The following is an 11,561-nucleotide window of genomic DNA, read 5'->3' as shown; positions in this document are numbered from 1 at the left end:
GTTTGACCGACCGGGGATGAGCAGCCGACCGACGGTCGGCTCTACACGGCTACGTAGAGGTTTACGTAGTCGTGTACGGGCATCGCTTCGAGCACCACCGGGTCCAGTGAGGCGTCGAGGATGCGGCGCTGCTGCTGGGTCGGGTAGGTGGCGGTGAGGTGGGCGCGGAACTTGTCCTCCAGCAACGGGATGCCCTCGGCGCGGCGGCGGGCATGGCCCAGCGGGTACTCCACCTCGGCCTCCAGGGTGCTGCCGTCGGTGAACGCCAACGTCAGCGCGTTGGCGATGCTGCGCTTGTCCGGGTCCAGGTAGTCGGCGGTGTAGCGCGGCTCCTCGACGCAGGTGATCTTCGCCCGCAGCGCATCGATGCGCGGGTCGGCGGCCACGTCGTCCTCGTAGTCCTCGGCCACCAAGCGGCCGAAGATCAGCGCGATGGCGACCATGTACTGCACGCAGTGGTCGCGGTCAGCCGGGTTATGCAGGGGGCCGGGCTTGTCGATGATGCGCAGGCAGGCCTGCTGGGTGCGCAGGGTGATGTGGGCGATGTCCTCGCTGCGCTTGCCGGCCGCGCGCATGCGCGCATGCAGTTGCATCGCCGCCTCCACGGCGGTCTGCCCGTGGAATTCGGCCGGGTAGCTGATCTTGAACAGCACGTTCTCCATCACGTAGCTGCCATACGGGCGCTGGAAGCGGAACGGCTGCCCGCCGAAGCTGACGTCGTAGAAGCCCCACGTGGGTGCGGTCAGCGCACTCGGGTAGCCCATCTCGCCCGCCGCGGCCATCAGTGCCAGCCGCACGGCGCGGCTGGTGGCATCGCCGGCCGCCCAGCTTTTGCGCGACCCGGTGTTGGGGGCGTGCCGGTAGGTGCGCAGCGACTGCCCGTCCACCCAGGCCAGCGACACCGCGTTGAGCATGCGCTCGCGGTCCAGCCCGAGCAGGTGCGCGACCACGGCGGTGGAGGCCACCTTGACCAGCACCACGTGGTCCAGCCCGACCCGGTTGAATGCGTTTTCCAACGCCAGGCAGCCCTGGATCTCATGCGCCTTGACCATCGCCACGAGCACGTCGCGCATGGTCAGCGGCGGCCGCCGCAGTGCTTCGGCGTTGCGGCTGAGCCAGTCGGCGGTGGCCAGGATGCCGCCGAGGTTGTCGGACGGATGGCCCCATTCGGCGGCCAGCCAGGTGTCGTTGAAGTCCAGCCAGCGCACCATCGCGCCGATGTTGAAGGCCGCCTGCACCGGGTCCAGTTCGAAACGCGTGCCCGGCACGCGCGCGCCGTTGACCACCCGGGTGCCAGGCACCAGCGGTCCGAGCAGCTTGCTGCAGGCGGGAAACGCCAGGGCCGCCAGGCCGCAGCCAAGGGTGTCGATCAGGCAATGGCGCGCGGTGCTGAAGGCCAGCGGCGACTCCACCCGGACGTCGCGCACGTAGTCCACGATGTCGGTCATGACCGCATCCCACGGGGGTCGCTGGTTGCTGCTGTTGTCGTGACCGGACATCGTGATCTCCTGTTGAACCTACACCGTGTCGGCGGGTACCCGCACCGCGCCTTCCATCAGCACGCGTGCACTGCGGCTCATGATGGCCTTGGTGACCGTCCACTGCCCGTCAACGAACGCCGCCTGTGCGCCCACCCGCAGCGTGCCGGACGGATGCCCGAAGGTCACCGCCTCGCGCTCACCGCCACCGGCGGCCAGGTTGACCAGCGTGCCGGGGATCGCAGCCGCGGTGCCGATCGCAACCGCCGCCGTGCCCATCATCGCGTGGTGCAGCTTGCCCATCGACAGCGCGCGCGCGTGCAGGTCGATGTCGCCCGCGGCGATCTGCTTGCCGCTGGAAGACACGTAGTCCTGCGCCGGGGCGACAAATGCGACCTTCGGTGTGTGCTGACGGGTCGCGGCCTGCTCGATGGTCTCGATCAGCCCCATGCGCACCGCGCCGTGCGCGCGGATCGCTTCGAAACGCGCCAGGGCCGCCTTGTCCTCATTGATCGCCGGCTGCAGCTCGGTGCCGGTGTAACCCAGATCCGCGGCGTTGAGGAAGATGGTCGGGATGCCGGCGGTGATCATCGTCACCTGGAAGCTGCCCACGCCGGGCACGTCCAGGGTGTCGACCAGGTTGCCGGTCGGGAACATCGACCCGCCCTCGCCGTCGCCGTCATCGGACGGGTCGAGGAACTCCAGCTGGATCTCCGCCGCCGGGAAGGTCACCCCATCCAGCTCGAAATCGCCGATCTCCTGCACCTGGCCGTCCACGACCGGCACGTGGGCCAGGATGGTCTTGCCGATATTGGCCTGCCAGATCCGCACGGTGCAGGTGCCGTTGTGCGGGATGCGCGCCGGGTCGATGAAGCCGTTGCTGATCGCAAACGGGCCTACCGCGGTGCTGAGGTTGCCGCAGTTGCCGCTCCAATCCACGAACGCGGTATCGATCGCGACCTGACCATACAGATAGTCCACGTCATGATCGGGCACCGACGCGGCGGCGATGATCACGCACTTGCTGGTGCTGGAGGTGGCACCGCCCATGCCGTCGGTGTGCTTGCCATACGGGTCGGGCGAGCCGATCACGCGCATCAGCAGCGCATCGCGGGCCGGGCCCGGCACCTGCGCCGCCACCGGCAGGTCGGTCAGCCGGAAGAACACGCCCTTGCTGGTACCACCACGCAGGTAGGTGGCCGGAATGCGGAGCTGGGGGAGGAAGGTCATAACGGATGCCTTGGAAGTCTCAGAAAAATCAGCGCTGGGCGACCAGCGCGGGAAGAGGATGACGTTTGTGCGCGGCCAGGGCGCTGCGCTGCTCCCAGCGGAACAGCCACAGGATGGCCAGCTTGGTGCTGCCGCTGACCACGGCCAGCAGCAACAGCGGCCAGCCCAGGTGCAGCCCCATCGCGAAGGCGAAGACGACCGTGGAAACATCCATCAGCAGGATCAGCTGGCTCATCCGCAGCGATACCGCACCGGTGCGGCCGGAGCGCCAGATCAGCAGGATCTGGTGCGCATACCCCTGCGCCAGCAACGCGGTGATGGCCACGATCATCGCCGAGGCCAGCACCCGCCCTTCGTCGACGTGGCGCTGCCCCCAAACCAGCCCGGCCAGCGCACACAGCAGTGCCAGGCAGGCCAGCACCAGCCCGGTGGTGGCCGCGCGGCTGCGCCGGTCCGTCCAGATCTCGCGCAGGATCAGCAGCACCAGCACCGAGGCGAGCAGGCGCGGCCAGACAATGAAGTGGTTGAACGGCTGGATGGTGTAGCCGTAGACGAAGAACGACAGATAGGCCAGGAAACTGACCGTGAACTGGTTGAGCGACAGGATGTCGGTGGCGCCACCGTTGGCCGCGCCCGCGCTGCGGCGCCGCCAGACCTTGCGCAGCTGCGCCCACACGCCGACCAGGCTGAGCAGGATGAACGCGGTGTTGATGATGCCCGCCACGGTGTAGAACATGTCGCCGACCGTCCTGTCTGGTATCGCTTGCCAGCGCATCGGTGGCCCCATGCCACCGACGCTGCGGGCGCGCACACCGGGTGCGCGCCCGTGTTGCCCTCACGCCACCTGCGACGCTTCCAGGAAATCCTGGGCGAACCGCTGCAGTACCCCGCCGGCCTCGTAGATGGACACTTCCTCGGCGGTGTCCAGGCGGCAGGTGACCGGCACCTTCAGCTGTTCACCGTTGTGGCGGTGGATCACCAGGGTCAGCTCGGCACGCGGCACGCGTTCGCCGATCACATCGAAGGTTTCAGTGCCATCGATGCCCAAGGTCTTGCGGTTGACGCCCTCCTTGAACTCCAGCGGCAGCACGCCCATGCCGATCAGGTTGGTGCGGTGGATGCGTTCGAAGCCTTCGGCGGCGATCGCCTCCACGCCGGCCAAACGCACGCCCTTGGCGGCCCAGTCGCGCGAACTGCCCTGGCCGTAATCGGCACCTGCAATGATGATCAGCGGCTGCTTGCGCGCCATGTAGGTTTCAATGGCCTCCCACATGCGCGTGACCTGCCCGTCCGGCTCCACGCGCGCCAACGAGCCCTGCTTGACCTGGCCATCGACCACGGCCATTTCGTTGATCAGCTTCGGGTTGGCGAAGGTGGCGCGCTGTGCGGTGAGGTGGTCGCCGCGGTGGGTGGCGTAGGAATTGAAGTCCTCTTCCGGCAGGCCCATCTTGGCCAGGTATTCACCGGCGGCGCTGCTGGCCATGATCGCGTTGGACGGCGACAGGTGGTCGGTGGTGATGTTGTCGCCGAGCACGGCCAGCGGACGCATGCCACTGAGCGAGCGCGCACCGGCCAGTGCGCCTTCCCAGTACGGCGGGCGGCGGATGTAGGTGCTCTGCTCGCGCCACGCATACAGCGGGCTGATCGGCGCGCCGTGCTCCACCTTGAAGGTGAACATCGGGTCGTAGACCTGGCGGAACTGCTCCGGCTTGACGCAGGCCTTGACCACCGCATCGATCTCGGCATCGCTGGGCCACAGGTCCTTAAGCGTGATCGGGTTGCCATCGGCGTCGTGGCCCAGGGCGTCCTTCTCGATATCGAACCGCACGGTACCGGCGATCGCGTAGGCCACCACCAGCGGCGGCGAGGCCAGGAACGCCTGCTTGGCATACGGATGGATGCGCCCGTCGAAGTTGCGGTTGCCCGACAACACCGCCGTGGCGTACAGGTCGCGGTCGATCACTTCCTGCTGGATCTTCGGGTCCAGCGCGCCGCTCATGCCGTTGCAGGTGGTGCAGGCGAAGGCCACGATGCCAAAGCCCATCTTTTCCAGGTCGCCCAGCAGGCCGGCCTCTTCCAGGTACAGCTGCACGGCCTTGGAACCGGGCGCCAGCGAGCTCTTCACCCACGGCTTGCGGGCCAGCCCGGCGCGGTTGGCGTTGCGCGCCAGCAGCGCGGCGGAGATGACGTTGCGCGGGTTGCTGGTGTTGGTGCAGCTGGTGATGGCGGCGATGATCACCGCGCCATCGGGCATCAGCCCCTGCTCCTGCTCCAGCTTGCCCGAGGCCAGCTTGGCTTCATCGGCGATGCCGCGTGCGGCCAGCTCGCTGGTGGCCACGCGCTTGTGCGGGTTGGACGGGCCGGCCATGTTGCGTACCACGCTGGACAGGTCGAACTGCAGCACGCGCTCGTACTGCACGTTGGCCAGGTCCTCCGACCACAGGCCGGTGGCCTTGGCGTAGGTTTCCACCAGCTGCACCTGGGCTTCCTCGCGGCCGGTCAGGCGCAGGTAATCCAGGGTCTGCTGGTCGATGGAGAACATCGCCGCGGTGGCGCCGAACTCCGGGGTCATGTTGGAAATGGTGGCGCGGTCGCCGATGGTCAGCGCGGTGGCGCCTTCACCGAAGAACTCGATCCACGCCCCCACCACGCGCTCCTTGCGCAGGTATTCGGTCAGCGCCAGCACGATGTCGGTGCAGGTGATGCCCGGCTGCGGGCGACCGGTGAGTTCCACGCCGATGATGTCGGGCAGGCGCATCCACGAGGCGCGACCGAGCATCACGCTCTCGGCTTCCAGGCCGCCCACGCCGATCGCGATCACGCCCAGCGCGTCCACGTGCGGGGTGTGGCTGTCGGTGCCCACGCAGGTATCGGGGAAGGCCACGCCGTCGCGCACCTGCACCACCGGGGACATCTTCTCCAGATTGATCTGGTGCATGATCCCGTTGCCCGGCGGAATCACGTCGACGTTCTTGAACGCCTTCTTGGTCCAGTTGATGAAGTGGAACCGGTCTTCGTTGCGACGGTCCTCGATGGCGCGGTTCTTCTCGAACGCAGCCTTGTCGAAGCCGGGGAATTCCACGGCCAGCGAGTGATCGACGATCAGCTGGGTCGGCACCACCGGGTTGATCTGGGCCGGGTCGCCACCGGCATCGGCGATGGCATCCCGCAGGCCGGCCAGGTCCACCAGCGCGGTCTGGCCCAGGATGTCATGGCACACCACGCGTGCGGGGAACCACGGGAAATCCAGGTCCTGGCGGCGCTCGATCAGCTGCCGCAACGACGCGTCCAGGGTGGCCGGGTCGCAGCGGCGCACCAGGTTTTCAGCCAGCACGCGCGAGGTGTACGGCAGCGTGGCATAGGCGCCGGGCTGGATCGCATCGACCGCGGCCCGGGTATCGAAATAGTCCAGCGCGGTGCCGGGGAGATTCTTGCGGTACTGAGTATTCATGGCTGGCGATAGCTGCTTGTTGGCGGGCCGGGGCGTCGTGACACCGGCGAAGAAGGAGTAGCGACGCCGCAACGGATCAGACCGGCATCACGCCGGCCTGCTCCGCAAGGCACCCGCGAACGGGTGCGGTACGTCTGTCTTACTTGCGCTGGTCGATCGGCACGAAGGCCTGGTCTTCCGGGCCGGTGTAGTTGGCGCTGGGGCGGATGATCTTGCCGTCGATGCGCTGCTCGATGATGTGCGCGCTCCAGCCGGAGGTGCGTGCGATGACGAACAGCGGGGTGAACATCGCCGTCGGCACGCCCATCATGTGATAGCTGACCGCGCTGAACCAGTCCAGGTTCGGGAACATCTTCTTGATGTCCCACATCACCGTTTCCAGACGCTCGGCGATGTCGAACATCTTCACGTTCTGCTGCTCGGCCGACAGGTCGCGCGCCACTTCCTTTATGATGTTGTTGCGCGGGTCACTCACGGTGTACACCGGGTGGCCGAAGCCGATCACTACTTCCTTGCGCTCGACGCGGGCCTTGATGTCGGCCTCGGCGTCGTCCGGGCTGTCGTAGCGCTTCTGCACTTCGAAGGCCACTTCATTGGCGCCGCCGTGCTTGGGACCCCGCAGCGCACCGATGCCGCCGGTGATGCAGCTGTACATGTCGCTGCCGGTGCCAGCAATGACGCGGCAGGCAAAGGTGGACGCATTGAATTCATGCTCGGCGTACAGGATCAGCGAGGTGTGCATCGCCTTCACCCACGAGTCCTGCGGCTTCTCGCCGTGCAGCAGGTGCAGGAAGTGGCCGCCGATGGAGTCATCGTCGGTTTCCACGTCGATGGCGCGGCCGTTGTGGCTCCAGTGGTACCAGTACAGCAGCATCGAGCCCAGGCAGGCCATCAGCTTGTCGGCGATGTCGCGCGCGCCCGGATGGTTGTGGTCATCCTTTTCCGGCGACACGCAGCCCAGCACGGACACACCGGTACGCATCACGTCCATCGGGTGCGCCGACGGCGGCAGTTCTTCCAGCGCGGCCTTGACCGCGGCCGGGATGCCGCGCAGCGACTTCAGCTTGGACTTGTAGGCCACCAGCTCGGCGCGGGTGGGCAGCTTGCCATGCACCAGCAGGTGGGCGATTTCCTCGAACTCGCTGGTGTTGGCCAGGTCCAGGATGTCGTAGCCGCGATAGTGCAGGTCGTTGCCGCTGCGGCCCACCGTGCACAGCGCGGTGTTGCCCGCAGCGGTGCCGGACAGGGCGACGGACTTCTTCGGCTTGAAGCCGGGGGCGGTGGTTGCTTCGCTCATGATCCCTCCAGAAAACAAGTGGTGCGACGTTACTTCTTGGCGGCGAACAGCGCATCGAGCTGCTGCTCGAAGGCGTGGTAGCCGATACGGTCGTACAGCTCTTCGCGCGTCTGCATCGCATCGACCACATTACGCTGGTGGCCGTCGCGGCGGATGGTCTCATACACGTTCTCGGCGGCCTTGTTGGCGGCGCGGAACGCGGACAGCGGGAACAGCTGGATGGCAACGCCGGCCGAGGCCAGTTCGTCGCGGGTGAACAGCGGGGTCTTGCCGAACTCGGTGATGTTGGCCAGCACCGGCACCTTCACCGCGTCGACGAAGCGGCGGTAGGTGGCCAGGTCGTAGGCGGCCTCGGCGAAGATGCCGTCAGCGCCGGCCTCGACGCAGGCGATGGCACGTTCGATGGCCGCATCCACGCCGTCCACCTGGATGGCGTCGGTGCGCGCGATCAGGAAGAAGTCCGGGTCGGTCTTGGCGTCGGCGGCCGCCTTCACCCGATCGACCATCTCGCCCTGGGTGACGATTTCCTTGCCCGGACGGTGACCGCAGCGCTTGGCGCCGACCTGGTCTTCGATATGGCAGGCGGCGGCGCCGGCCTTGATCAGCGACTTCACGGTGCGCGCGATGTTGAACGCGCTGGGGCCGAAGCCGGTGTCGATGTCCACCATCAGCGGCAGGTCGCACACATCGGTGATGCGGCGCACGTCGATCAGCACGTCTTCCAGGGTGTTGATGCCCAGGTCCGGCAGGCCCAGCGAACCGGCAGCGACGCCGCCACCGGACAGATAGATGGCGCGGTAGCCGGCGCGCTGCGCCAGCAAGGCGTGGTTGGCGTTGATCGCGCCGATCACCTGCAGGGGCGATTCGGCAGCCAGTGCGGCGCGGAAACGGGCGCCAGCGGAAGAAACAGGGGTGCTCATCGGGCAGCATTCCAGGGTGGTTGACGGGAGTGAAGGCGCAAGGGCCGTGCCAAGTGCCAAGTGTCTGATTTGATTGAGACAGGGCGGTAACAGGCACGTTTCACCGTGCAACATTGAAACACCTGTAACATGGATGGAACTGAAACATTGAAACACCGCCATGTCGATCAGCCTGCCCCGCCACCGTTCCCGCCTGCCCGACCCGGACGCCGGCAGCCTGCCGGTGATCTGGACCGTCAGCGTGTCGCGCCTGACCGGGCTGCTGGGCGATGTGATCCCCGAGTTCGACCGCCGCGCGCGGATCGTGCCGATCAACCTCGGCTTTGAGGAAGCGGTGGACGTGATCGGCCAGCGCCTGCGTCGCGAGCACTGCGACGTGGTCATCGCCGGCGGCTCCAACGCGGCTTATCTGCGCAGCCGGCTGGAGGTGCCGCTGGTGCCGATCCAGGCCAACGGCTTCGACCTGATGGAGGCGCTGGCGCGGGCGCGCCGGATCGCGCCCCGGATCGGTCTGGTCACCCACGCCACCGACGTGCCCACCTTCGGCAGCTTCCAGCACAGCTTCGGGCTGGACATCGAACACCGCCGCTTCGTGACCCGTGAAGACGCACGCGACTGCATCGCCGACCTGCGCGCCAACGGCATCGAAGTGATCGTCGGCACCGGCATGGCCATCGACCACGCCGAACAGGTGGGCCTGCCCGGGGTGCTGCTGTACTCGGCCGATTCGGTGCGCCAGGCGTTCGAGCACGCACTGGAACTCACCCAGACCCTGGCGCGGGTGGGCGCCCCCTCGCCACGGCGTCGCCTGCCGGCCCGTCGCCGCGATGCCGACCACGCGTTGCTCGGCGACAGCACCGCGATGCAGCAGGTCCGCGACCGCATTGCGCTGTATGCCCCGCACGACAGCACGGTGCTGGTGACCGGCGCGACCGGCACCGGCAAGGAGCTGGTCGCCCGGCAACTGCACGGCAGCAGTGGCCGGCGCGGGCGTTTTATCGCGCTCAACTGCGGGGCCATCAGTGAATCGCTGCTGGAAGCGGAGCTGTTCGGCTACACCGAAGGCGCCTTCACCGGCGCGCGGCGCGGCGGCCGTGTCGGCCTGGTCGAGGCGGCCGATGGCGGCACCCTGTTCCTGGACGAGATCGGCGAATTGCCGCTGCCGTTGCAGACGCGGCTGCTGCGGGTACTGGAGGAGCGCGAAGTCCTGCGCGTGGGTGCCACCGAACCTACCCCGGTGGACGTGCGCGTGGTTGCTGCCACGCTGCAGACGCTGGAATCGCTGGTGGATGCCCAGCGCTTCCGCCGCGACCTTTATTACCGCCTGGCTGCATTGCGGATCGCGTTGCCGACCCTGCACGAACGCCGCGACGACGTGCCGCTGCTGCTGGAACACTTCTTCACCCTGCTGGCCGGTACGCCGTCACCGCTCGCCGCCGCGGCTTTGCAGCGACTGTGCGATTACGCGTGGCCGGGCAATGTGCGCGAGCTGCGCAACATGGTCGACCGGCTGCGCATCCATTGGCCGCATGGGCGGGGCGAGCTGTCGCTGGCGCAGATGCAGGCCTGGCTGCCGGAGCTGGCATCGGTTCCCACCACGCCGCTCGCTGCGGCCGACGCAGTGCCGGGCGGCGTGGCCCAGCGCGCTGGCGCGCGCCCCGGCAACGACACGCTGCAGCAGCTTCTCGACGACCACGGCGGTAACCGTGAGCAGGTCGCCCAGCGTCTGGGCGTGTCGCGTACCACGCTGTGGCGCTGGCTGCGCAGCACCACGGAATAACGATGCGGCTTACGCCACGCCGCGCAGGTCCACCGTGGGCCGCTGCGCTGCCGAGCCATTCCAGTCCACCACCAGCCCCGCCGCAGTGAAGGCATCCACGATCGTGCGCCCCACCTGTTCCATGGCGGCGCTGGCACCTTCCGGCCCGGCCCAGAAGCCCAGGCTGAGATCGCTGCTGCGCTTGGCCCGGTTGAGATCCTGGCGGGTGTAGAAGCACAGACCCACCAGGCCGGCGTCCATACCGCCGCGTTCGATGAACTGCTGGGCGGTGTCGGCGAAGCCATCGTCCTGGGTCAGGCCAATGTCCTGCGCAGTGACGATGCCCTCGGCCTCAAGGCCGGCAAACACCGCTGTGATTCTCGCGTGGGCGGCGCGCCAGTCGGCGGCCCGCATCTTCTGCGCCGGCCGGGGTTCGGCCTGCACCGGGATGGGAAAGCCGGTCACCGCAGACAGCAGCGCCTGTACCTCCGGCATCATCGCGTTGACGACGATATGGTTGCCGCCGCCGTCGCGCACCGCCGGGTTCGCACCGGCGTCGAGCAGCATCTGCACCGGCGCGCAATCCAGCGCGAATTCAGCGGCCAGGTACAGCGCGGTCCGCCCACCGCCGCCAAGGTGTTCCAGCGGGCTTCCTGCATCGATGAGCAGGCGCAGTACCTGCAGGTGCTGGTCGGCCGGGGTGTCATGGGTCGCGCGTGCCGCACATTCCAGCGCAGTGAAGCCATGGGCGTTTTCTGCGCTGAGGTCGGCGCCCGCCGCAAGGCCAGCCTGCACTGCCGCCACGTCGGCCGCCAGGGCGGCCGCGCACAGATCGATGGCAGGCGAAGAAGCGGATGCGGTCGTCACTTAACAGTCCCGTGCACAGGTGGATTCCTCCGCAAGTATGCAGGAGCCCGCATCGCGGGCGCTGCGCGCCACCGTTCATGCCACGGGCGAAGCGGCGCGTCCGGTCCAGAGCGCATAACGCCCGGCACCCAGCACGCACACCCATGCAAGGACCATCCCCAGTGGCACCTCAGGCAGGTACAGGAACCAGCTCAACCAATCCAGAGGTCCCAGGCCCGCCGGGATACGTCCGATACCGTCGGTGAAGGCCGCCACCGCGCAGATCATCATCAGCGCCGCGGCCGAAAGGCGCGGCAACACGCCGAGCACCAAGGTGGTTCCCAGCACCCATTCCACCATCGCCACTGCAGGGGCACTGGCCGCCGGCCACGGGATACCCGCCTCGGCGAGTGTGGCCAGCATGCGATCCCTGCCGTCATCGGTGAACAGCTTGTTCCATCCCGATACGGCGAACATCGTGCCCGCGACGATGCGCGACAGCAGCAACAACAGCGAGGCGGGGATACGGGTCTCGACAGGCAGGGCAGAAATTGGCATGGCAGCGCGGTTCCAGGGCAGA

The 11,561-nt window shown here is 67.7% G+C and carries 9 protein-coding genes; 1 reads left to right on the top strand and 8 read right to left on the bottom strand.

What is annotated here, in order from left to right:
• Positions 1–41: 41 nt before the first annotated feature.
• From AC1DCJ_RS13590 to prpB, 6 genes are all read right to left on the bottom strand, one after another.
• The gene (locus AC1DCJ_RS13590; RefSeq protein WP_478071191.1) at positions 42–1,499 is read right to left on the bottom strand and encodes a bifunctional 2-methylcitrate dehydratase/aconitate hydratase; all 1,458 of its coding nucleotides are present in this window, start codon (positions 1,497–1,499) and stop codon (positions 42–44) included.
• Positions 1,500–1,517: 18 nt separating this feature from the next.
• A complete protein-coding gene (gene prpF, locus AC1DCJ_RS13585; protein WP_478071190.1) occupies positions 1,518–2,708 on the bottom strand; it encodes a 2-methylaconitate cis-trans isomerase PrpF in 1,191 nt (396 codons plus the stop codon).
• Between the two features lie 28 nt (positions 2,709–2,736).
• Positions 2,737–3,444 carry a hypothetical protein gene (locus tag AC1DCJ_RS13580; RefSeq protein WP_478071189.1) on the bottom strand — a complete coding sequence of 236 codons (708 nt, stop codon included), beginning with the start codon at positions 3,442–3,444 and terminating at the stop codon, positions 2,737–2,739.
• A 99-nt stretch (positions 3,445–3,543) separates the two neighbouring features.
• Positions 3,544–6,159 (bottom strand): Fe/S-dependent 2-methylisocitrate dehydratase AcnD, encoded by a 2,616-nt coding sequence (acnD, locus tag AC1DCJ_RS13575; protein WP_478071188.1) that lies wholly within the window; start codon positions 6,157–6,159, stop codon positions 3,544–3,546.
• 139 nt (positions 6,160–6,298) lie between these two features.
• Positions 6,299–7,456 carry a bifunctional 2-methylcitrate synthase/citrate synthase gene (prpC, locus tag AC1DCJ_RS13570; protein ID WP_137191615.1) on the bottom strand — a complete coding sequence of 386 codons (1,158 nt, stop codon included), beginning with the start codon at positions 7,454–7,456 and terminating at the stop codon, positions 6,299–6,301.
• A gap of 29 nt (positions 7,457–7,485) precedes the next feature.
• Positions 7,486–8,376 (bottom strand): methylisocitrate lyase, encoded by an 891-nt coding sequence (gene prpB, locus AC1DCJ_RS13565; protein WP_038686907.1) that lies wholly within the window; start codon positions 8,374–8,376, stop codon positions 7,486–7,488.
• 160 nt (positions 8,377–8,536) lie between these two features.
• On the opposite strand from prpB, the gene prpR reads away from it, so the two are divergent.
• Positions 8,537–10,156 (top strand): propionate catabolism operon regulatory protein PrpR, encoded by a 1,620-nt coding sequence (gene prpR / locus AC1DCJ_RS13560; protein WP_478071187.1) that lies wholly within the window; start codon positions 8,537–8,539, stop codon positions 10,154–10,156.
• Between the two features lie 9 nt (positions 10,157–10,165).
• Here the strand turns inward: prpR and AC1DCJ_RS13555 are convergent, their stop codons facing one another.
• Together AC1DCJ_RS13555 and AC1DCJ_RS13550 are read right to left on the bottom strand one after the other, a co-directional pair.
• Positions 10,166–11,002 carry an ankyrin repeat domain-containing protein gene (locus tag AC1DCJ_RS13555; protein ID WP_478071186.1) on the bottom strand — a complete coding sequence of 279 codons (837 nt, stop codon included), beginning with the start codon at positions 11,000–11,002 and terminating at the stop codon, positions 10,166–10,168.
• 75 nt (positions 11,003–11,077) lie between these two features.
• Positions 11,078–11,539, bottom strand: coding sequence for a DoxX family protein (locus tag AC1DCJ_RS13550; protein ID WP_428711665.1), 462 nt, complete (start codon positions 11,537–11,539; stop codon positions 11,078–11,080).
• Positions 11,540–11,561: the final 22 nt, after the last annotated feature.

The sequence above is a fragment of the Stenotrophomonas sp. 10N36 genome (assembly GCF_056395005.1).
The sequence above is the reverse complement of the archived record's forward strand: the minus strand, read 5'-3'. Positions and strand labels throughout refer to the sequence as shown.